Genomic DNA, 22,257 nt, shown 5'->3' with positions numbered 1-22,257 from the left:
TCTTTCAGCCGCCGCAACGGACGAATAACCGGGACCACCCGGAGACACGCCTGATGAGCGAGCTTTTCTACAACGCCGTGCCCAATGCGACCCGCGTCGCACCGCCGCTGGCCGAACCCCGGCAGTACCCCAGCGCGAAACCTGCGCGGGTCTACCTGTTCGGCACCTGTGTGGTCGACCTGTTCTATCCCGAAGCCGGGATGGATGCGATTCACCTGCTGGAGCGCGAAGGCATTCGCGTGGACTACCCGCAAGGGCAAAGCTGCTGCGGACAACCGGCCTACACCTCGGGGTACACCGAGCAGGCGCGCACCGTGGCCCGCTCGCAACTGGCGCTGTTTGCCGGCGACTATCCGGTGGTGGTGCCGTCAGGCTCCTGCGCGGGCATGATCCGCGAGCACTACGCGGACTTGTTCAAGGACGAGCCCGAAACCCTGAAACAGGTGCAGGCGCTGGCCGCCCGCACCTTTGAACTGGCCGAGTTCCTGCTGCACGTGTGCAAGGTGCAACTCAAGGACAGCGGTGCGCCGGTCAAGGTGGCGCTGCACACCTCCTGCTCGGCCCGCCGGGAAATGAACACCCACCTGCACGGCCGTGAGTTGCTGTCACAGCTGAGCAATGTGGAACGGGTAGAACACAGCCACGAAAGCGAATGCTGTGGCTTTGGCGGGACTTTCAGCGTCCGAATGCCGGACATCTCCGGCGCCATGGTCGCGGACAAGACCCGCGCGCTGAAGGAATCCGGCGCGCACCAGGTACTGAGTGCCGACTGCGGCTGCCTGATGAACATCAACGGCGCCCTGGAAAAGCAGCAAGAGGCCTTGCGCGGCCAGCACCTGGCGAGCTTCCTCTGGCAACGTACCGGAGGTGCGCGATGAGCACCCCCGAGCTGATTCCGACCACCACGGTGGCGGACGATTTTCGCACCCGGGCCCACCAAGCCCTGGGTGACAAGCAACTGCGAAACAACTTTCGCAGTGCCATGGATTCACTCATGGCCAAGCGTGCGGCCTCGTTCAGCGATGCCCACGAAAGAGAACACCTGCGCGCCCTGGGCAACGCGATTCGCGCCCGGGCGTTGTCCAAGCTGCCCGACCTGCTCGAGCGCCTGGAACAGAACCTGACCCGCAACGGTGTGACTGTGCACTGGGCGGAAACGGTGGACGAAGCCAATGGCATCGTCCTCTCGATCATCCGCGCTCACGAGGCGCGGCAAGTGATCAAGGGCAAATCGATGGTCAGCGAAGAGATGGAAATGAACCATGTCCTCGCTGAACAAGGCATTGAATGCCTTGAGTCGGACATGGGCGAGTTCATCGTCCAGCTCGACCACGAGAAGCCTTCACACATCATTATGCCGGCGATCCACAAGAATGCCGGTCAGGTCGCGTCCTTGTTCCACGACAAACTCGGCGTGGAGTACACCAAGGACGTTGACCAACTCATTCAGATCGGTCGCAAGGTCTTGCGGCAGAAATTCTTCGAAGCCGATATCGGCGTCTCCGGCGTCAACTTCGCCGTGGCCGAAACCGGCACCCTGCTGCTGGTGGAAAACGAAGGCAACGGGCGCATGTCCACCACCGTGCCGCCGGTGCATATCGCCGTCACCGGGATCGAGAAAGTCGTCGAGAACCTGCGCGACGTGGTGCCGCTGCTGTCGCTGCTGACCCGTTCGGCCCTGGGCCAGCCCATCACCACCTACGTCAACATGATCTCCGGCCCGCGCAAAGCGCATGAGCTGGACGGCCCCCAGGAAGTGCACCTGGTGCTGCTGGATAATGGCCGCAGCCAGGCCTTTGCCGACAGTGAACTGCGCCAAACCCTGAACTGCATCCGCTGCGGCGCCTGCATGAACCACTGCCCGGTCTACACCCGGGTCGGCGGCCACACCTACGGCGAGGTCTACCCGGGACCGATCGGCAAGATCATCACCCCGCACATGGTCGGCCTGGCCAAGGTCCCGGATCACCCTAGCGCCTCATCGCTGTGCGGTGCCTGTGGCGAAGTCTGCCCGGTGAAGATCCCGATCCCGGCATTGCTGCGGCGCCTGCGGGAAGAGAACGTCAAGGCCCCGGACAGCCCCCATCAAGTGATGCGCGGCCAGGGCAGCAAGTACTCGCGCAAGGAGCGTTTGATCTGGAACGCCTGGGCCCGCCTCAACAGCTCACCAGCCCTGTACCGCCTGTTCACCCTGGCCGCCACCCGCCTGCGGGCGCTCACCCCGAGCAAGGTCGGCCCCTGGACGCAGAACCACAGTGCGCCAAAACCCGCCGCCCGGTCGCTGCATGACCTGGCCCGTGAGCACCTGGACAAGCAGGGAGACCGCTGATGAGCGCCAAACACAAGATCCTCGCCAAGCTGCGCAACAGCCTCGCCGGCACCACGCCCATTGTGGATAACTTCGACGAAACGCTGGTCACCGAGCCTTACACCTACAGCGCCGAACAACGCATCCCGCAGCTGCGCAAACAGATGGAAGCGGTGCACACCGAAATCCACCTGAGCACTGCCGCAGGCTGGCCTGAGCTGCTGGCCCGCCTGCTGCAGGAGCGCCAATTGCCCAGCCTGCTGATCGCCCCCGGCACGCCCCACGGCCAGCGGGTCACCCAGCACTGGGCCGAGCACCCGCAACTGCCGGCGCTCAAGGCCTACGACCGGCCGGTGGAAGAGTGGAAAGCCGAGCTGTTCAACGACACCCCGGCCAGCCTCACCGGCACCCTGGGCGCGATCGCCGCCACCGGCAGCCTGATCCTCTGGCCGACCCGGGAAGAACCGCGGCTGATGAGCCTGGTGCCGCCGGTGCATTTCGCCCTGCTCAAGGCCAGTGAGATCCGCGACAACTTCTATCAGGTGCAGCAACAGATGAACTGGGCCGCCGGCATGCCGACCAACGCGCTGCTGGTATCCGGCCCGTCGAAGACCGCTGATATCGAACAAGTCCTGGCTTACGGCGCCCACGGCCCGAAAGACCTGGTGGTGCTGATCCTGGAGGACCAATGAGCCTGCCAGCCGCTTTTCTGCGTGATGCCCAGCAACTGATTCCCCAAGAGCGGCGCTTCGACGATCCGCTCTCGACCCTGGCCTTCGGCACCGACGCCAGCTTCTACCGACTGATCCCCAAGCTGGTGATCCGCGTCGAGTCCGAAGATGAAGTGGTGGCCCTGCTCCAACTGGCCCAGCGCGACCGGGTGCCGGTGACCTTCCGCGCCGCCGGCACCAGCCTGTCCGGGCAGGCCATCAGCGACTCGGTGCTGATCGTTCTGGGGGATAACTGGAACGGCAAGGAAATTCGCCAGCAGGGTTCGCAGATCCGCCTGCAACCCGGGGTGATCGGCGCCCAGGCCAATGCCTGGCTGGCCCCCTTCGGGCGCAAGATCGGCCCCGACCCGGCCTCGATCAACGCCTGCAAGATCGGCGGCATCGTCGCCAACAACGCCAGCGGCATGTGCTGCGGCACCGCGCAGAACACCTATCACACCCTGGCCGGCATCCGCCTGGTACTGGCCGATGGCACCCGGCTGGACACCGAGGACGCCGCCAGCGTCGCGGCCTTCCGCGCCAGCCATGGCCCGCTGCTGGAGCGCCTGGCGGAACTGGGCCGCAGCACCCGCGCCAACAGCGAACTGGCGGCGAAGATCCGCCACAAATACCGGCTGAAAAACACCACGGGCCTGTCACTCAATGCCCTGGTGGATTTCGACGAGCCGCTGGAGATCCTCAGCCACCTGCTGGTGGGTTCCGAGGGCACCCTGGGCTTTATCAGCGCGGTGACCTACGACACGGTGGTCGACCACCCGCACAAGGCCTCGGCGCTGATCGTCTTCCCCGATGTGGAAACCTGCTGCAACGCGGTGACCGTGCTCAAGAGCCAGCCGGTGTCGGCGGTGGAGTTGCTGGACCGCCGCAGCCTGCGTTCGGTGCAGGACAAGCCCGGCATGCCGGCCTTCGTCCAGCAGCTCTCGGCCAACGCCTGTGCGCTGCTGATCGAGTCCCGCGCTGCGTCCTCGTCGCTGCTGCACGAGCAACTGGCGCAGATCATGAATGCCCTGGCCGCCTTCCCGGTGGAAAAACAGGTGGACTTCACCGAAGACCCACAGGAAAACGCCAAGCTCTGGGCGATCCGCAAGGACACCTTCCCGGCGGTGGGCGCGGTGCGCAAGACCGGCACCACGGTGATCATCGAAGACGTGACCTTTCCCGTGGAACAGCTGGCCATCGGCGTCAACCGCCTGATCGAGCTGTTCGACAAGCACCACTACGACGAAGCGATCCTGTTCGGCCACGCCCTGGAGGGCAACCTGCACTTCGTCTTCACCCAGGGCTTCAACAGCAGCGATGAAGTGAACCGCTACCAGGCGTTCATGGACGACGTGGCGCAACTGGTGGCGGTGGAATTCGGCGGCTCGCTGAAGGCCGAGCACGGCACCGGACGCAACATGGCGCCCTTCGTCGAGCTGGAATGGGGCAGCGATGCCTACCATCTGATGTGGCAGCTCAAGCGCCTGCTGGACCCCAACGGCATTCTCAATCCGGATGTGGTGCTCAGTGAAGATCCGCAGATCCACCTGAAAAATCTCAAGCCGCTGCCGGCGGCCGACGAGATTGTGGATAAGTGCATCGAGTGCGGCTTCTGCGAGCCGGTGTGTCCGTCCAAGGGACTGACCCTGAGCCCGCGCCAGCGCATCGTCATCTGGCGCGATATTCAGGCGCGCAAACGCGCCGGCATCGACACCTCCGAGCTGGAAGCGGCCTATCAGTACCAGGGTGTCGACACCTGCGCCGCCACTGGCCTGTGCGCCCAGCGCTGCCCGGTGGGCATCAACACCGGCGAGCTGGTGAAAAAACTGCGCAGCGAGCACGCCACTCACAGCGGCACCGCCGACTGGCTCAGCTCGCACTTCGCCAGCACCTTGCAGGGCGCGCGCTTCACCCTGCATGTGGCCAACGGTGCGCGCATGCTTCTGGGGGCACCGCGACTGAGCAAGCTGTCGGCGAGCCTGACGCGCCTGTCCAAGGGCCGGGTGCCGCAGTGGAACAACGCCATGCCGCAACCGGAAAAGGCCATTCGCTTTAGCCCAAGCGTCAGCGACGCGCGCCCGCGAGTGGTGTACCTAGCGGCCTGCGTGTCCCGAGTGATGGGGCCAGCGGCAGGCGACAAGGAACAAAGCTCGCTCTACGAAAAAACCCTCGGCCTGCTGGAAAAGGCCGGCTACCAAGTGGTGCTGCCGGACAATCTGGACAACCTCTGCTGCGGCCAGCCCTTCGCCTCCAAGGGCTACACCACCCAGGCCGAAGACAAGCGCCAGGAACTGATCGGCGCCCTGCTCCACGCCAGCCGTGGCGGCCTCGATCCGATCTACTGCGACACCAGCCCCTGCACCCTGCGCCTGGTGCAGGACCTGGGGGACGTGCGCCTGGACCTCTACGACCCGGTGCGCTTCATCCGCACCCACCTACTGGAGCGCCTGGAATTCACCCCTCAGGAAGCACCGATCGCGGTGCACGTCACCTGCAGCACCCAGCACCTGGGCGAAAGCCAGGCGCTGATCGACCTGGCCCGGCGTTGCAGCAACAACGTGGTGATCCCCGAAGGCATCCACTGCTGCGGTTTCGCCGGCGACAAGGGCTTCACCACGCCCGAGCTCAATGCCCACTCCCTGCGCAGCCTCAAGGACGCGGTGCAATATTGCAGCGAAGGCATCTCCACCAGCCGCACCTGTGAAATCGGCCTCAGCCAGCACGGCGGGATCGACTATCACGGGCTGGTGTACCTGGTGGACCGGGTGACCCGGGCCAAGACAGTCTGACCTAAGGGACGGCTTAACAAGGGGCGGTTTCGCCCCTTTTTTGTGCCTGCTTGAACGCGATAACGGCGGCTGCGTTCATCGCAAAAAAAACCGAACCCCGGCACGCAGCCAGGGTCCATTTTCCAGGCCCGTACAAAAAGGGCTTAGCCCCACTCGGCCGCCCGTCCTGTTGACCGGCAGCACCGAGCCCCTGCAATCAAGGAGATCACCATGAAGCGTTCCGCACTGGCTGGACTGTTCATTACCGCCGCGATGCTGGCCTCCCCGGTGTTTGCCGCCGGGCAAGAGGACCTGTGCCAGATCAACCTGCAAAAAATCAGAGACGCCAAGGTCAGCACCGAAGCCATGAGCTCGGACCTGAGCAGCGACATCGACGCCACGGTGCAGCAAGCCACCGCCGAGCACGCCAAAGGCACCGAGCAAGGCACCAAAAACTGCATCTCCCTGACCACCCAGGCGCTACAGCGCTTGCAGAACAACACCAAGGGCGATCAGTAGGCCGATGCATGGGGCCAACCTTCGGGTTGGCCTTCTGGCCTCGGTTAGCGTAGAATCCGCCCACCTGTTGGTAATGCACAACAGGTTCGGGGCCGTTTAGGATTCGACGCCGGTTGCGAAACTTTAGGTGCATGCCGAGTTGGTAACAGAACTCGTAAATCCACTGTTGCAACTTCCTATAGTTGCCAATGACGAAACCTACGGGGATTACGCTCTCGCTGCGTAAGCGGCGTTAGCCCTTCCCCCCTGGTACCTTCGGGTCCAGCAATCATCAGGGGATGTCTGTAAACCCAAAATGATTGTCATATAGAACAGAATCGCCGTGCAGTACGTTGTGGACGAAGCGGCTAAAACTTACACAACTCGCCCAAAGCACCCTGCCCGTCGGGTCGCTGAGGGTTAACTCAATAGACACGGCTAAGCATGTAGTACCGACAGCGGAGTACTGGCGGACGGGGGTTCAAATCCCCCCGGCTCCACCAAATGATCAAACAAAGACGTCCACGGACGTCTTTTTTTGTGCCTCTAATCCATTGAAATCAAGGGGTTGCAGCTCTTTTAAGGACCACAATGGTTTTTTGAGTTCCAGCCATCCCGGTATTCCCGGTGGTATTCCCGCCTACCTAGGGCTAATCTTGGGAATACCAAATGGTGTCTTGGAGCTCATCCCATGTGCGCTCAAACAGCTCGCCTCTCCGACCGCCAGCTCAAGGCGATCAAGCCCTCAGACAAGGACTATGTCCTCACGGATGGCGACGGCCTCCAGCTCCGCGTCCGGGTCAACCGCTCGATGCAGTGGAATTTCAACTACAGGCATCCGATTACCAAGAATCGAATCAACATGGCGATCGGCTCATACCCTGAGGTCTCTTTGGCGCAAGCTCGGCGGAAGGCGGTTGAGGCCAGAGAAATACTCGCGCAAGGGATCGATCCTAAAGCTCGCCGCAACGATGTCGCGCAGGCCAAGCTAGCCGAGACTGAACACACGTTCGAGAAAGTAGCTACCGCCTGGTTCGAGCTGAAAAAGGACTCGGTCACGCCGGCCTATGCAGAGGACATCTGGCGCTCACTCATCCTGCACGTTTTTCCGAGCATGAAATCGACTCCGATTTCGGAAGTCAGCGCGCCGATGGTGATTAGGATCCTTCACCCCATCGAAGCCAAAGGCAGTTTGGAAACCGTGAAACGGGTTAGCCAGCGCCTCAATGAGATCATGACCTACGGGGTCAATTCGGGAATGATCTTCGCGAACCCACTCAGCGGGATTCGAGCGGTGTTCAAAAAACCGAAGAAAGAAAACATGGCTGCCCTTCCCCCCGAAGAGCTCCCCGAGCTCATGCTGGAGATCGCGAATGCCAGCATCAAACGCACCACTCGCTGCCTGATCGAATGGCAGTTGCACACTATGACTCGGCCAGCCGAGGCGGCGACCACTCGCTGGGCAGACATCGACTTTGAAAGGCGTGTCTGGACTATCCCAGCGGAGCGGATGAAGAAACGCCGCCCGCACAGCATCCCGTTGAGTGATCACGCTGTCGCACTACTTGAGTCACTCAAGACTCATAGCGGTCATCGCGAATACGTCTTCCCGGCAGACAGAAATCCGCGCACCCACGCCAATAGCCAGACCGCTAACATGGCGTTGAAACGCATGGGGTTCCAGGATCGGTTGGTCAGCCACGGCATGCGCTCGATGGCCAGCACCATCTTGAATGAGCATGGGTGGGACCCAGAGCTCATCGAGGTGGCCCTGGCGCACGTCGACAAGGATGAGGTGCGGAGCGCCTACAACCGAGCCGACTACATCGAGCGCCGGCGCCCGATGATGGCCTGGTGGAGTGAGTACATCCAGAAAGCCGCCACCGGCAGCCTGCTCGCCTCTGCATACGGCCAAGTCAGAGCCAGGACCGTGGTGCCGATCCGCTAGCGCTGTATGGTGTAAGAACGGCAGCAACAACAACTGAGCGCTCAAGATTCTGGGCAAGCAGCTTCGCTCATCCGCTTCCAAGAGCGGGTCCATACAAACAGGGCTGCAAAGCCGCCCTGTTTGTATGGACCTCACTTTGTAGAGCTAAAAGCCACGACGCTGTCCGGGATTTACCACGGAATTCCACCGATGGCTAACCGCTTTTCACGTCCTTAAGAGCGCTGAATCTCGGCCCTTGACCGGGTTTATCCACAGGCGTAGAACTGGCCGTGCAAGCGCTGTCGATGACAGCCCCCCAGGTGACCCGAACCTTAAAGGTCACGCCGCTCCCGCGGTGGTTCTCCCCAAGGGCGATTCGCATCCGGCAGCTCGCCCGGTCACCTCCCAGGTGATGGGTGCCAACTACATTTCATGGCCCTCGTGCGCCAGACGACACTTCCTATTGCGCTGCCCTGCAGCAACCTATCCGCTTGGCCGAATCTTGCGCCAACCTGCGCCCGTCTCTTTCTCCTGGAAAGAGACGGGCGCTTCTAACGCTGCTGCAGCCCTCATCGCACTTGGCTTTGCGGCAATCCTCATCGTGACAATCGGCGTGACAAACGCCGATGTCACCAGCAACAGCCATGTAGATGATGGTGCCGCAGACCAAGGAATGGACTGCACCTGACTGACAGTCAGGCATGCCCCGGTCATCGCATTGCTGCGTTTACCTGGCTCAGTATCTCGCGGCACTGGTCTCGTCAGCCAATGCAGCCTCCACCCGCCCACCGGTAACGGTGCTCAGGAGGCCAGATCATGAGATGCCCTTGCTCCCGGTCGTAAGGAGCCGCCAGTCCCGCGTAGAGGACATTCCCCACAGGTCGCAGGGGCCTTGATCCCTGATAACACTCAACATTCTTGGCGGGATGACGTGGAGCGTGGATCGGAGAACAGGCAATGAGGTGATTCGACATGGCATTGGTAGGTAGACGCGATGGCCGCAATTTCGGCTACGGCAGGCAATTGAGCTATGCAGGACCGCAGGCACTGAAAGACATGTTGCGGATTTCGGAGCACCGTGACCGGCCGTTTCGGTTGATCGTGACCGGTCATTTCGCTAACGCGTGACCGCTCATTTCGGTAGCAACGTGACCGATTTTCCGCCTGTTCCGAAACAGGTGGTCACGGCTTACCGAAATCGCCGGTCACGACTTAGCGAAAGCCTTCCCCTTCGTTGCGCATGACCTGATGCGCCGCCATCCTCGACCGATTTCGGGAGAGGAAGATGGCGGCGCCGCGAGTAGCCATGCGAAACATCAAAGAATGTCTGCGCCTCAAGTTTGAGGCCGGCTTGTCCCACGAGAAGATTGCCCGTGCCTTGCAGCTGTCCAAGGGCGTGGTTAGCAAGTACATCGCGGCGGCGCGGGTGGCCGGGCTGGACTGGCCGGCGCTGGTGGCCATGGACGAGGCCGCGCTGGCGGCCGCCTTGTTTGCACCGACGTCGACGAACAAGCCGCGCGGTGAGCGAGTGCTGCCCGATGTGCTGAGCATCCACCGCGAGTTGCGACGCAAGGGCGTGACCTTGCAGCTGCTGTGGGAGGAATATCTCGCCGCGCATGCGGGCCAGCCGACCTACCGCTACACCCAGTTCGTCGAGCACTACCGGCGCTACGCCCAGACGCTCAAACGTTCGATGCGTCAGCTGCACCGTGCGGGCGAGAAGCTATTCATCGACTATGCCGGGCCGACGCTGCCGGTGGTCGACCCGGCCACCGGCGAAGTGCGCCGGGCGCACATCTTCGTCGCCGCCCTGGGCGCCTCGAATTACACCTATGCCTGCGCGACGCCAGGCGAAACCCAGGTGGACTGGCTGACCTCGCTGGGCCAGGCTCTGACCTACTTTGGCGGCGTGCCGGAAATGGTTGTGCCGGACAATCCGCGCGCCCTGGTCGCCCAGCCGGATCGCTACGAGCCGGGCCTGAACCGGGCCACGCTGGAGTGCGCGCGTCATTACCAGACGGTGATCCTGCCGGCACGGCCACGCAAGCCTCAGGACAAGGCCAAGGCCGAGGTGGCGGTGCAGGTGGTCGAGCGCTGGATCATGGCGCGGCTGCGCCATCGGCAGTTCTTCAGCCTGCATGCGCTTAACCAGGCCATCGCCGAGCTGCTGGAGGATCTGAATCGGCGCCCGTTCAAGCGGCTCGATGGCTGCCGGCGCGACTGGTTCGAGCGCCTGGATCGCCCGGCCTTGCGAGCGCTGCCGGTGCATCCCTACGAGGTCGCCACCTTCAAGCGCTGCAAGGTCAGCATCGACTACCACATCGAGGTCAATGGCAGCTTCTACAGCGTGCCCTCCGCCCTGGCCCGGCAGAACGTGGACGTGCGACTGACGGCACACACCCTGGAAGTGCTGCATGGCAACCGGCGGGTGGCCAGCCACCTGCTGCTGGGGCGACGCGGCGCTTACAGTACCCAGCGCGAGCACATGCCCGCGGCGCACCAGGCGCATCGCGAATGGACGCCACAACGCCTGCTCGACTGGGGCGCGCGGATCGGCCCCTACACGCGCCAACTGATCGATCACCAACTGACCCACAAGCCGCACCCGGAGATGGGCTACCGCGCCTGCCTCGGCCTGCTCTCGCTGGCCCGGCGCTATGGCAATGCACGCCTGGAAGCCGCTGCCGAACGTGCCGTACACCTGCGCGCCTTCACCGGGCGCAGCGTGCGCAACCTGCTCCAGCAAGGCCTGGATCAACAGCCGCTGCCCCAGCGTGCCGCCGAAACGACCTTACCCGGCGACCACGAGAACGTCCGTGGCGCCGACTACTACCAACCCCCGCAACAGGAGCTGTTCGATGATGCCGCAACACACCCTGAATCAACTGCACCAGCTACGCCTGGACGGCATGGCCCGCGCCCTGGAAGAGCAATGGACGCTGCCGGCCAGCCACAGCCTGAGCTTCGATGAACGCCTCGGCCTACTGCTCGACCGCGAACTGGCCTGGCGTGACAACCAGCGCCTGGTACGGCTGCGCAAGAAGGCCAAGCTCAAGTACGCCAACGCCTGCCTGGAAGATCTCGACCGCCGCACCGGACGCGCCCTGGACGAGCGTCTGATCGCCACCCTGGCCAGTGGCGACTGGATCCGCCAGCAGCACAACCTGCTGCTGACCGGCCCGACCGGTGCCGGCAAAACCTGGCTGGCCTGCGCCCTGGGCAACCAGGCCTGCCGCCAGGGCTATAGCACCCTGTACCTGCGCACCCCGCGCCTGCTGGAACAACTGCGCATCGCTCATGGCGACGGCAGCTTCGGCCGTACCCTGCAACAGCTGGCAAAGGTCGACGTCCTGGTGCTGGACGACTGGGCGCTAGCCCCGCTGGAGGAAGGAGCCCGGCATGACCTGCTGGAGGTGATCGACGACCGCGCTGGCAGCCGCTCCACCATCCTGACGAGCCAACTGCCCATCGAGCACTGGCACGGCTGGATCAACGACCCGACCCTGGCCGATGCCATCCTCGACCGCCTGGTGCACAACGCCTACCGACTGACGATGAAAGGCGAGTCGCTGCGCCGAAAAAAAGCCGAGGAACAAGCCGCATCGTGACCGATGCGATTACAATCCAGAACCCGCGCAACCGGGGTGGAAGCACCGGTCACGTATTAGCGAAACGCTCGGTCACGTTCACCGAAATCCGCAACATGTTCGGCGATGGCCATTACGGAACGGTCAAAGCGCACTGTGATCGGTGGCAGGCATTCGTGAAGTGGTGCCGCTCCGAACAGGGGCCCGGTATCAATGATGCGCGACAGATTGATCGGAAGGTGTTGGCCGACTATGCGGCGTATCTGCGCGACGTGGTTGGGCGAGGTGACCTCGCCGTCAGCACCGCGCAAAACCGACTATCCAGCGTGAACAGGACCATGGCAGCGCTTCGTGGTGATCAGCATGTGAAACTGCCAAGTCCGTACAAGGCGCTGGGTATGCAGCGCAGCGGAGTTCGACACTCGGTGCCACAGGGCCAAGACCGCGAACAGGTTAAACAGATCGTCGATGCACTTTGCAGCCGCGACCAGAGACGGGTCGCAGCTATCGTCCTGCTGGCGCGAGCCACCGGCAAGCGCTTGCGTGAGGCCATCTTGGCCGACTTATCACGGCTAAGCCGTGAGGCTATCGATCTAGGCAGGATCAATATTCAGGACGGCACCAAAGGTGGCCGCGCCGGTGCCTCCGCACCCCGCTGGATTGCGGCGGACGACCATATTCGAGAGGCGCTTGGGTTTGCACAACAGGTGTCGCCTGTGGGTAGCCGCAACCTGATCGCTCAACACGAAAGCTACCTTCGTGTACTGCAAGAAACCATCCGCCCTGCGCGGGACATCCTCCATGCACACAACCTCAAAGGTTTTCATGAACTTCGAGCAGCGTACGCATGTGAGCGCTACGAGCAAATCACCCAGCACCGTGCGCCTATCAACGGCGGCCAATTTTGCCAGGTAGACAGGAGCCTTGATCGAGAGGCCCGGCGACAAATCAGCTATGAGCTGGGGCATGGGCGGATCGATGTGGTCGCTGCCTACATTGGAGGGCGCGCATGAAAAAGTCATTCAACATGGAGCTGTTTTTGTCTGCGGTGTTGACGGGCTCGCACGCAACTCGACAACGCCATGTACGACAGGCGAAAATCATTCAAGCTGAGATTGCAGAGCGCTGGCAGCGAGAAACGCCTTGGACTTGGCAGCGGAAGCATGTGATTTGGTTCCTCGAAAAGCATCTAGCCCGGCGCAGCAAGGCTACGCGGTATTACTACCTCCTAACCCTGCGACTGCTCACTCGTCGCTTAGAAAAGTCATGGGTGTGAATATGGTAGGCAGCGCGTTGAGATCAGCAATTTGGCTCACTAAAACAAAGCGCAGTAGCTGAGCTGCTACGTTGGACTAAGCCTCTCATCAGGAATAGAAAGAGCCATGTCAGTCCCGACCTACGACCAGTTCATAGAGCCCATCCTACGTTTTCTCGCCACACATCCTGACGGTTCCACCGCGAGCGAGGCTCACGAAGCCGCTGCCATGTCTCTTGGCCTGAGCGAGTCACAGCGGCAGGAGACCATCGCAAGTGGCCAGGCCACCTACAAGAATCGATCAGGCTGGGCGCATGATCGGCTAAAGCGAGCTGGCTACTCCAGCAGCGCCAAGCGTGGCTACTGGCAGCTGACCGACACCGGCCGCGCATTCGCCCAGGCAAACCCGAGCCCGTTGAGCCCAGAGCAAGTCGAGCACCTAGCCGTGAACTTCATGAGTGTGAAGCTGAAGACATCACCGGACGCCGCTTCGCTGGATGAAAGCAGTGACACTTCAGAGCCTATTGCTAAGGCCGGACTCGCCACTAGCAGCCCGCAGGAGCGCCTAAACCAAGCCATCCTCGAGCTGCGCACCAGCGTCGCGGGAGACCTGCTGGACAATTTGCTGCAAGCCAGCCCTACGCGCTTCGAGCACATCGTACTCGACGTGCTGCACAGTCTGGGCTATGGCGCGAACCGGCAGGCTCTGCAACAAGTCGGCGGCAGTGGCGACGGCGGCATCGACGGCGTCATCTCGCTGGACGCACTGGGGCTGGAAAAGGTTTACGTGCAGGCCAAGCGCTGGCAGAACACTGTCGGGCGCCCCGACCTGCAAGCGTTTTATGGCGCCCTGGCCGGGCAGAAAGCCAAACGCGGTGTATTCATTACCACCTCTGGCTTCACCGCCCAGGCCGTTGACTTCGCACACTCGGTCGAGGGGCTGGTATTGGTCGACGGTAAACGCTTGGTAAACTTGATGCTCGACCACGAGGTGGGAGTCAACTCGCAGCTTTGCAAAGTGCCCAGGCTCGATAGCGATTACTTCGACGAATCGCTCGGCTAAGCCGAGGCTCGACAGCCCAAATCCATTGTAAGCAATTCATAGACCCAGTTACATGAAAAATCAAAAGGGGCAACTTGAACAAAAAGGGGGCAAGATTTATTGCTCATCATCAAGCGCAGAGCAAATAAATCTCTCCCATTTTTGTTCCGTCATGCCACTTTGATCTGGCCATTCATTAGCATAGGGAGAAGCCAGTCGCGAAGTCTTGCCAATCCAGCATTCTCTCTTTGATTGATTATAATCGCTTTAATCATGGAGTCTAATTTTTCGCCAAGAGCCTTAGCCACTTCGAGATTGAACGGAACTTGAAAGCGCATCATGACACCTGGAGTTACGCGCTTATGGCTGTTGGAGGTACCCGTTGCTGATTGTGTACAGTGCGCTATAAATTGTGGTGATGTGGCCACCATGTACAAGAAGTTCTTGATATTATTACTTGGCGTTCGCCATACGACAAACTCCGTGGAACAAATCAAGTCAGCTTCTTCCATGGCATAAATAACTCGACTGAACCACGGATTCAGCTTTGAGACCAAAACATCACTATCTTTGACAGTGAATTTGTTACTCCCAATGGTTTTGCCAGCCTCAAGACCAAAGTTATTAGTGGCATCATATACTGGAATACTAAAGTGCCTAAATACCTTATCGGGATAGTCCGCTGGACTTACTGACTGACTGCTAACTGGAGTGATTTTCGACAAAGGTGTGGCACCCCATCCCTCCGGAATTTCCCGCTTCAGAGTTTGGTTGTAGGCCATTTTACCGCCAGAGGTTTTGTACGGTTTGCCATTAGTGTCAGGGAAGTCGAACTGTACAAACCAGTAGTCGTAAAGGGTTTTGGCAACAGCTTCCAGCTCGGAATTAATGCGATTGTTCGTCTTTATCTTGTCAGTAATTGCTTTTAGTGCTGCCGCAACATTGCTAGTATTTTCTAGAATAGGTATTTCTAGCGCCCTCAGATCCGGCAGACACAAATTGCTAACAGTCGAGCCGGTTCTGTCACTCTTCCTAATTTGTTTTTGCACAAACTCAGACTGTAGCGCAAAGAGCAAATATTGGCTCGATATTTTCTTTTGATTGACTTTAAGTAACACCATGCGTTGGCCAAGGCAGCATTCTAGACCAGCTGGAATCAAGCAAACCTCTCCCATTGGGGCTTCTCTAGTTATAACTATGTCGCCTGACTCTGGCGCGGCTCTTTTAACCCTCTCTTTAAATGAAATGTGGTCTGTAAAGGACGGCGAGGACAGATCAAGCTCACCGCCCTTTATATTAGAGCTTCTTAGGACGACCACACCCTCATCAGCCCACTTAGGGGTTGAGTGAGGGCAGTCCGTAATTGAAGTACACAGATCATCTAACGGAATGGTTTTTCCTGAAAAACCTTTTAAGTACGACGATACTGCATGACTGTTATTCATACTTCAACCCCGCCAGTTGTTTCTTTATTTCAGCCTCCAGTTGGTGCGACTTCCCAAATAGGCCTTCTAGATTTACGGTAAAGCTCTTCATCTTGTCGGCGAATTGATCTGGCGTAATATCAATATATTCAATTTTAACATCGAAATACTGACCGGCACTCAGACTGTAGTTTTTAGCTTCGATCTGCTCATAACTTACAGTCACGGAAAAATCTTCTACGGCCTCTCTGGAATTAAAGGTATCGATAATGCACTGCTCTTCCTTCAGACTGAGGACGGTCCTCTGATTTTTACCGTCCTTTATTTTTCCGCCGAGATTAGACGCGTCAATCAGCACTACCTTGTCTTTGCTGCTGGCATCTATAAACAAAATGGAGACGTTTGTGCCGGTGGTGGCAAAAATATTGGAGGGCATGGATACCACACCGGCCAGCATCTTGTGTTCAACAAGGTATTGTAGGATGCCCTTGTCGATACCTGATTTCGCGGAGATAAAGCCGGTGGGCACTACCACGGCAGCCTTTCCACCGGGCTTGAGCGAATAGATGATGTGCTGCAAGAACAACTGGTAGATTTCCATTTTGTCCGTTGCTTTCGGTTTTACCTTGGGAATACCGGCAAAGAAGCGTGGCTTGTTTTCCTTGCTGTCCAACGCATCGCGAAAATCGCTGAAGTCCAATTTAAAAGGAGGATTGGAGACGATGTAATCAAATTTTTTCAGGTCTTTGCCATCACGGTGATAGGGGTGTAAGACGGTGTTGCCCTGAATCACATTGGGGATGGAGTGCACCAGGTTGTTCAGAATCAAGTTCAACCGCAGCAGGCTGGAGGATTTTTGCGAAATATCCTGGGTGTAAATGCTGCAACGATTTTCACCGATGGCATGTGCGACGTTCATCAGCAAGGTACCGGAACCTGCGGAGGGGTCGTATACGCTGACGTTGCGTACGTCGCTGCGGGTGCCCTCCGGCACCAAGATTTCCGCCATGATGCGCGCTACCGCATGGGGGGTGAAGTATTCGGCGTATTTGCCACCTGAGTTGCTGTTGTAATCCTTGATCAGGTATTCAAACAGGGTGGCATAGAAGTCAAATTTCTGAGTAAAAATACGCTCGAAGCTAAAGTCCACCAGCTTATTGATAATGGCCCGGCAAAAATCATCACGCTTGGATTCGTCGGCAATGTACTGGCTCAGACGGTCAAACAGCACAACTTTTGTCCCGCGATCGGTTTTTACTGCGAACACGTCGTTGTTGCTGATGGCTATATCCAGCAGGGTATCGTCAAATAGCTTGGCGAAATCAGCAGTGGCCTGCCTATTGTAGAGGTAACCGATGAAGTGCACTGGTTTCAGCCGAGCCGTGTCACCGCCCATCCGCCGCTGCAGCATTTCCAGTTCGTCTTTTGGCATCTTTGCCAGTGCGTCTTCCAAGCTGGCTTCGGCAACCAAGATAGGTTTAATTCGTTTCGCCTCGTAGGCGAATTTGTCGTTTAGAAATTTGTACAGGAACGCTTGGGTGATGATCTTGAATTCGTTGCCATCATTGCCCAAACCATAGTTAGCACAAATGCTTTTAAGGCTGTCGATCAATGCCTTGGCTTTCTGTTGAAACTCAAGCTCTACCACGAACGTGCTCCACTGTTGTATTCATTAAGGTATTCGGTGACGACCAAATGATTGATGTAATCTGAGGTGTCGGGGTCAAGTTGTATCTGCTGCTCATCCATAAAGCGGACGATAACTCGCGGCATCATTTGTCGCTCAAAATAGTTTTCATTGAGCAATATTTGATGGTTATTCAACGCCTGTTCGTCGGCATCCTGCTTCACCCCGGTGAGTGCAGCGAATATTTTGCGCTCTGATTCACTTATGTCGTTATTGCTGTGTTGGCGCTCATGCAAGCGCTTATGGATGCGGGTGTATTTAGCATCGCCCAGATACTTCTGCCGAAGTTGGTTATTCTGGCGATTGAGCTCTTTGACACGCTCATTTATTTTTTCCAGCGCCCCGATATTGGCAATCATTTCATCCTGGGTGACTTCGCTGAGGTTCTTCTTCTTGAACAAGCGCTCCAGCTCTTCCTTGAGAGTGATGAACTGCGGGTCCTGCTGGTCAAAGTTGCTGGCCAACGCCTCGCGGGTTTGGCGCAGGGTGTTTTTCAATCGGTCGGCCAGTACCAATTCTTCTTCGCCGATCTTGATAAATTTGAAGACAACATCCTCAAGGGCGACATTGAGCAAATTAGTGGTGTCCGCGCCTTGCTCGATGCTTTCCTTGAGGTTAAGCAGGTCCAGATAGTTGCAGGTTTCCCGATACAGAATGTTCAGCTTGGCGAAATCCAGCTCATCAAGAGCGCCGTACTCGCCTTGAAGGCGGATCAGATTGTAGAGGCTTCTGGTATTTTCCAGTGCCCTTTTCAGCGCCAGGATGGTATGCCGGTCTTGTATCTGGCTGATCTGGTCGGCAAAAACTTCGGCGTTTTCAACATCGAAGCGGAACAGCACGTCCTTGATTTGCTCGATTTCCTGCTGAATCTCTTCGCGGGATTTGAACAGCTTAGAGTAGTGCTCCATTTCATCGCCGAGTTCCGCTTGCAACTCATCAAAATAGGCTTTGTTAGTGGCGTCAAATTCCTTGCTAATATCGGCAAAGTCCACCACGTAGCCATAACGGAAATCCTTGTAAGTGCGATTGACTCGGGTTAAAGCTTGCAACAGATTGTGTTTGCGGATCACCCGGCCCAGATAAAGCTTTTTCAGGCGTTTCGCATCAAAGCCGGTGAGGAGCATGTTGTAGACGAACAGTAGGTCTATTTTTCCCGCCTTGAAGTCCTCCACCCAGCCTTTGCGGTCTTCCTTGGTGCCGATGTCGTGCAGGATCAGCGCTGCACTTTTGACCTTGTTATCCAGCCTGACTCTGGCGGCATAGCTGCCTGGTTTAGCTGCAGCAATCAGGGTTTGAGCGGAGTCCTTGACTTCATAAGGTGCGCTGGAAGTTTGTGCATAGACCGCATTGAAGATGTCGAACATCTGCTTGGCTTGTTCCGAGCTGTCACAGATCACCAAGCCACCAATGCTCGCATCGTTAAGCGTACCCCGGCTTTTTTCAAAGTCGCTGACGATGTAGTCAAGCATTGGCTCGACAAAACTTGCATGGGCGTAGATGAGCTTGCGGTCTATGTCGCCCACTTTGACTTCCACGTCTTCCAGCGCCTGTTGCAGCACCATTTTGTAGTTGGTGGCGATTTCTTCCCGGATCAGGCGTAGCGTGTAACCGTCGGCAATAGATGCGTTGTAATAGTATTTATGGATGTAGTCTCCAAACAGCAGCCGCGAGTTATAATCGTCGCCCAGGAGTGGCGTGCCGGTAAGACCGATCTTGATGGCGTTGGTGTCCGATTGACTCAGATTGGCAAGGAAACTGCCCTTGGGGTTGTAGCTGCGGTGCACTTCATCGAGAAAGTACACTCGCTGGATGGCGACGTCGTAGTCATTGATCGAGACGACATCCGGGTCGTCCTTGAATTTCTGGATGTTGACCACGGTGATTTCCGGTTTGCCCGAATGGTTGTGAATCACCTGTGTAGCCTTGATGGCACGGGTAAAGGCTTCGCGCGAATCGATGGTGTGAACCGTCAGGCCGCGCGCGATGAATTCTCGCTGTGCCTGTTGCAGTAGATCAAGCCGGTCAACGATGAAGTAGAACTTGGGAACGATTTGCCGCTTCTGAAAATGGTCGGTCAGAAAGTGGACGTTGTAGAAAGTCAGTGCGGTTTTGCCGCTGCCCTGGGTATGCCAGATAATCCCCTTCTTGATGCCTTTATCGAGCGTTCTTTCGATGGCCTTGGTGGCGAAGAGCTGCGGGTAACGCATGATGTGCTTGTGTATCCCGTCAGCTTCCGACACATATGCGAGCGCGTAACGCAGGATAAATGCCAGCCGCTCTTTGCTAAGCAATGAGGTGCAGATACGGTTGGTCGGCCGATTAGGGTCTTTGTTGATCTGGAACTCGGGATTGTTACGGATTACTTCAAGGTTGTTGTCTTTCAACACCCTGATTTCTTCCGCTTCCGGCATCGGCTTGAGCAGGAGCGTTAGGTCCAGTACTTCTTCTTCGCGGAAATAGTTGAAGACCGGCTTATGGTAGGAGCTGCTGGCATAGAAAGCACCTTGAACAGGCTCCGGATCGCCGTCGTCGTACTCCATGTTGTTGGAGAAAATCGCGAACTGGGTGATGTTGGCAAAGCGCCTGAATTTGGGATTTTGAAAGCGCTTGTTGATGCGGTCGCGCTCGGCCAGAATGCCTTCCCGGTTGTTGGGCTTTTTCACCTCAATAAAGACCAGCGGCATACCGTTGATCAATAGCGTGATGTCTGGGCGAAATTCTTCATCGCCATTCTGGCAGGTCAGTTCCGTGACGACATGGAAGCTGTTGTTGTTGAAATTCTCGAAGTCAATCAGCCGGGTATTGGAGCGGGCGCTCAGGCGGTCAAAGAACGCACGGCCCAGATCTTCGTTATCCAACAGCAGTTTGGTGTCTTCCAGCAGGCGATGCACATCTTCCGGTTCGATGCCTGGGTTGATTTTGCTTATGGCGGCAACAAAAAGCGCTGGGAAGATATTGGTATTCTGATCCCAGGTTTGATCCTTGAGTGACAGGTACTGATAGCCCAGCCGCATCAGATGGAGGATGACTGGGATTTTCACTCGGGTGTCTTCATTGAACTTCATTCGATTCCCTTATTTTTGCGCCGTGCGACGCCACTTCGCCCCACGCCCTTTGCCGGTCGATTCGATCAACTCCTCCGATTTCATTGCCGGCAGCCCCAGCCGCACCATGTCCCGGCTGACGCCTGGGCAGGTTTCCTCGATCTTCGAAATAGAAAACGGCAGGGCTCGATCCAGGATTCCCGTGCGAGCCCGGTGGCCTTTGCTGCCTCGAAAGCGCTCAATGGTGCCGACACGCTCTTCAAACTCACGATAGGCCCGCAGCAAAGCTCGCCAGAAGTAGTCGAGCCAGAGTTTGACGTCGTGTCGCCCTTGATGCCAGCCCTGTGAGCTGACTTCCAGCGTCTCGTATAGCCTTCCTTGGTGTCCTCGAAGATGCGCTCTAGGCTGATATAGCGACCCACGGCGTAGTCGAAGCGTTAGATCAGCACAGACTCAGCATGCGAGACATGCGGCCATTGCCGGCTTGGAAGGTGTAAATACATAGTAGGTCAAGTATCGCCAGCGGTATTAGCCCCAGTGGGTCGGCCAGGTGCTGATCCAGTGCGGTGGAGTAGTGTCAAGTCGGCCACGGCCATCGGCGTCAAATGAGCGGCTTTTGGCTGGACGCGCGGCAGTGAAGTGCCGTCCGGAAGGTGTTCGATGATATCATTTTTTGGCGGCTTTCCAGCGTCCGCTGGGCAGCGGAATGTACCGATAAATCATGCTGTGCAGTTGCAGCGCCGCGCCTTCTTTGACGGTCATGTGTGCGGCCGATTCGTGGATCAACGCCAGGACATCGCGGTAGCCGGCAATATGCTGTTCGGAGCGACTCTTCGGGGCTGCATTGCGGATCCAGAGACTTTAGTCGTGAGGACGCGACAATAACACCTACCAATCGATTGGATGGCTTGCTGAACTCGACCAATGCGATCTGGCGCAGGCCCTTGAGGGTTTCAGGGGACTGCGACGCATAACTGTTGCTTGCCCTGATCCTCTGTTACTGCCACCAAACCTGAGCACTCAATCATCCCACTGAGGAGAAATGGTAGCACTGCAGCATTCCAGTTGGCATTCCAACCTATCAGTTGGATCGGATTTTTATATAAAAAACAATATGTTAACAATCTAATTCAGATTACCCCGGCCCAAACGAAGCACCAACAAAGCCCGCCTTGTGCGGGCTTTGTTGTTTCTGGGCTCAGCGCTCGGCCACCATTGCCAACCTTCCCCTCCCCGCACTCACAGACCAAACCTTCGTTCCCCCGAAGCCGCGTTAAGTCTCTTTCTATTGTGCGAAACGTCCTAGTTGCACCTAGCCCCTTGTTTCGAGAATTCCTGCTGACTAGCCTCGACCTGTCACCGAACATTCGATGGCCGGGTTTAGCAGCTCGATGTTGACTAGGCGCTTGGAGTTACGCCATGAAAAAGCTCGTTCCCGATCAGTCCAAAACACCCGTCCGCAACGGCAGAAGCCCTGAACTAGACCAAGCCAATAAAGAGTTGCTTCAGAAACTGGCTCTTCGGCCTACCGGTACATCCCTGGCCAAATCCATCAAGCACACTTCAGGCATCCCGGTGGGTAACAATTCATTGTTTGCCATCCGAGAAGGCATCAACGCCGAAGAAGCCCTGCTCCACGTCTCCCTGCTGCTCAAAAGCGCCGAAGAAGTCTCCGATGAAATCACCGAGCGCGGCAGCGGCATCGAACGCGGTCTAATCTGGTCCCTGGTGCATTCGGTGGAGATGGCCAGGGCGGTGGTGGATGCCTTGCTCGATGGCAGTCGCCACAGGCCGTCGCTGAAGTAGCACGCACCGCGAACACACGGCGCGGCGGCTCGGTCCGCCGCGTCCTTCCCTCAATATTCCACTCGCCACTACACCGTTCTCAGCAGCGCGTTTACCCCCGCCAGGCGCCGCAAACAAAGGCGCCATTGTGACAAAACCAAGTAATGGCCAATTGTCAGCATTGCTCAGTTCTGACTTTTTTCCCGTCCCTATACTCGCGCC

Annotated in this window: 15 protein-coding genes, 1 other RNA gene and 1 pseudogene; 13 read left to right on the top strand and 4 right to left on the bottom strand. The window is 58.0% G+C overall.

The features are described from left to right. Window positions 1-53: 53 nt before the first annotated feature. From BLV47_RS27505 to BLV47_RS27440, 12 genes are all read left to right on the top strand, one after another. On the top strand, window positions 54-878 hold the full coding sequence (locus BLV47_RS27505) for a (Fe-S)-binding protein (RefSeq protein ID WP_092319474.1): 825 nt from the start codon (window positions 54-56) through the stop codon (window positions 876-878). Continuing rightward, entirely contained in the window at window positions 875-2,329 is a 1,455-nt protein-coding gene (locus BLV47_RS27500; RefSeq protein ID WP_092319472.1) for a LutB/LldF family L-lactate oxidation iron-sulfur protein, read from the top strand. The genes BLV47_RS27505 and BLV47_RS27500 overlap by 4 nt, the downstream gene beginning before the upstream one ends. Continuing rightward, window positions 2,329-3,000, top strand: coding sequence for a LutC/YkgG family protein (locus BLV47_RS27495; protein WP_092319470.1), 672 nt, complete (start codon window positions 2,329-2,331; stop codon window positions 2,998-3,000). Before BLV47_RS27500 ends, BLV47_RS27495 begins: the two co-directional genes overlap by 1 nt. Continuing rightward, window positions 2,997-5,807: an FAD-binding and (Fe-S)-binding domain-containing protein gene (locus BLV47_RS27490; protein WP_092319468.1), complete on the top strand. Its 2,811-nt coding sequence runs from the start codon at window positions 2,997-2,999 to the stop codon at window positions 5,805-5,807. The genes BLV47_RS27495 and BLV47_RS27490 overlap by 4 nt, the downstream gene beginning before the upstream one ends. A gap of 210 nt (window positions 5,808-6,017) precedes the next feature. Then, the gene (locus tag BLV47_RS27485) at window positions 6,018-6,305 is read left to right on the top strand and encodes a hypothetical protein (protein WP_016967212.1); all 288 of its coding nucleotides are present in this window, start codon (window positions 6,018-6,020) and stop codon (window positions 6,303-6,305) included. A gap of 88 nt (window positions 6,306-6,393) precedes the next feature. Further along, window positions 6,394-6,787, top strand: a transfer-messenger RNA (tmRNA) gene (gene ssrA / locus BLV47_RS27480). Window positions 6,788-6,975: 188 nt separating this feature from the next. After that, complete coding sequence (locus BLV47_RS27475) at window positions 6,976-8,232, top strand: integrase domain-containing protein (RefSeq protein ID WP_092319466.1); 1,257 nt, start codon at window positions 6,976-6,978, stop codon at window positions 8,230-8,232. Between the two features lie 1,264 nt (window positions 8,233-9,496). Next, a complete protein-coding gene (istA, locus tag BLV47_RS27460) occupies window positions 9,497-11,182 on the top strand; it encodes an IS21 family transposase (protein ID WP_062838241.1) in 1,686 nt (561 codons plus the stop codon). Next, on the top strand, window positions 11,070-11,819 hold the full coding sequence (gene istB / locus BLV47_RS27455) for an IS21-like element IS1474 family helper ATPase IstB (protein WP_062838242.1): 750 nt from the start codon (window positions 11,070-11,072) through the stop codon (window positions 11,817-11,819). Before istA ends, istB begins: the two co-directional genes overlap by 113 nt. Next, window positions 11,816-12,811: an integrase domain-containing protein gene (locus tag BLV47_RS27450; protein ID WP_425272193.1), complete on the top strand. Its 996-nt coding sequence runs from the start codon at window positions 11,816-11,818 to the stop codon at window positions 12,809-12,811. The genes istB and BLV47_RS27450 overlap by 4 nt, the downstream gene beginning before the upstream one ends. Further along, a complete protein-coding gene (locus BLV47_RS27445) occupies window positions 12,808-13,074 on the top strand; it encodes a hypothetical protein (protein ID WP_092319464.1) in 267 nt (88 codons plus the stop codon). The genes BLV47_RS27450 and BLV47_RS27445 overlap by 4 nt, the downstream gene beginning before the upstream one ends. Window positions 13,075-13,180: 106 nt before the next feature. Then, on the top strand, window positions 13,181-14,116 hold the full coding sequence (locus tag BLV47_RS27440; RefSeq protein WP_092319462.1) for a restriction endonuclease: 936 nt from the start codon (window positions 13,181-13,183) through the stop codon (window positions 14,114-14,116). 149 nt (window positions 14,117-14,265) lie between these two features. Here BLV47_RS27440 and BLV47_RS27435 read toward each other — a convergent pair whose 3' ends face one another. The 4 genes and pseudogenes from BLV47_RS27435 to BLV47_RS27420 form a co-directional block, all read right to left on the bottom strand. After that, complete coding sequence (locus tag BLV47_RS27435; RefSeq protein WP_092319460.1) at window positions 14,266-15,540, bottom strand: restriction endonuclease subunit S; 1,275 nt, start codon at window positions 15,538-15,540, stop codon at window positions 14,266-14,268. Then, window positions 15,533-17,167, bottom strand: a complete 1,635-nt coding sequence (locus BLV47_RS27430; RefSeq protein WP_092319458.1) for an HsdM family class I SAM-dependent methyltransferase — start codon at window positions 17,165-17,167, stop codon at window positions 15,533-15,535. Before BLV47_RS27430 ends, BLV47_RS27435 begins: the two co-directional genes overlap by 8 nt. Next, complete coding sequence (locus tag BLV47_RS27425; RefSeq protein WP_092319456.1) at window positions 17,161-20,271, bottom strand: type I restriction endonuclease subunit R; 3,111 nt, start codon at window positions 20,269-20,271, stop codon at window positions 17,161-17,163. Before BLV47_RS27425 ends, BLV47_RS27430 begins: the two co-directional genes overlap by 7 nt. 9 nt (window positions 20,272-20,280) lie before the next feature. After that, window positions 20,281-21,278: pseudogene (locus BLV47_RS27420) on the bottom strand (Fic family protein). Window positions 21,279-21,669: 391 nt separating this feature from the next. Between BLV47_RS27420 and BLV47_RS27415 the strand changes: the two are divergent. Next, window positions 21,670-22,056, top strand: a complete 387-nt coding sequence (locus tag BLV47_RS27415; RefSeq protein ID WP_092319454.1) for a DUF6124 family protein — start codon at window positions 21,670-21,672, stop codon at window positions 22,054-22,056. Window positions 22,057-22,257 lie beyond the last annotated feature (201 nt).

Origin of the sequence: Pseudomonas saponiphila (genome assembly GCF_900105185.1) — a bacterium.
Taxonomy (GTDB): Bacteria; Pseudomonadota; Gammaproteobacteria; order Pseudomonadales; family Pseudomonadaceae; genus Aquipseudomonas; species Aquipseudomonas saponiphila.
The sequence above is the reverse complement of the archived record's forward strand: the minus strand, read 5'-3'. Positions and strand labels throughout refer to the sequence as shown.

Bases quoted from the DNA above. Each gene is read 5' to 3' on its own strand.
- BLV47_RS27505 (WP_092319474.1), top strand. From the start codon at position 54: ATGAGCGAGCTTTTCTACAACGCCGTGCCCAATGCGACCCGCGTCGCA.
- BLV47_RS27500 (WP_092319472.1), top strand. From the start codon at position 875: ATGAGCACCCCCGAGCTGATTCCGACCACCACGGTGGCGGACGATTTT.
- BLV47_RS27495 (WP_092319470.1), top strand. From the start codon at position 2,329: ATGAGCGCCAAACACAAGATCCTCGCCAAGCTGCGCAACAGCCTCGCC.
- BLV47_RS27490 (WP_092319468.1), top strand. From the start codon at position 2,997: ATGAGCCTGCCAGCCGCTTTTCTGCGTGATGCCCAGCAACTGATTCCC.
- BLV47_RS27485 (WP_016967212.1), top strand. From the start codon at position 6,018: ATGAAGCGTTCCGCACTGGCTGGACTGTTCATTACCGCCGCGATGCTG.
- BLV47_RS27475 (WP_092319466.1), top strand. From the start codon at position 6,976: ATGTGCGCTCAAACAGCTCGCCTCTCCGACCGCCAGCTCAAGGCGATC.
- istA (WP_062838241.1), top strand. From the start codon at position 9,497: ATGGCGGCGCCGCGAGTAGCCATGCGAAACATCAAAGAATGTCTGCGC.
- istB (WP_062838242.1), top strand. From the start codon at position 11,070: ATGATGCCGCAACACACCCTGAATCAACTGCACCAGCTACGCCTGGAC.
- BLV47_RS27445 (WP_092319464.1), top strand. From the start codon at position 12,808: ATGAAAAAGTCATTCAACATGGAGCTGTTTTTGTCTGCGGTGTTGACG.
- BLV47_RS27440 (WP_092319462.1), top strand. From the start codon at position 13,181: ATGTCAGTCCCGACCTACGACCAGTTCATAGAGCCCATCCTACGTTTT.
- BLV47_RS27435 (WP_092319460.1), bottom strand. From the start codon at position 15,540: ATGAATAACAGTCATGCAGTATCGTCGTACTTAAAAGGTTTTTCAGGA.
- BLV47_RS27425 (WP_092319456.1), bottom strand. From the start codon at position 20,271: ATGAAGTTCAATGAAGACACCCGAGTGAAAATCCCAGTCATCCTCCAT.
- BLV47_RS27415 (WP_092319454.1), top strand. From the start codon at position 21,670: ATGAAAAAGCTCGTTCCCGATCAGTCCAAAACACCCGTCCGCAACGGC.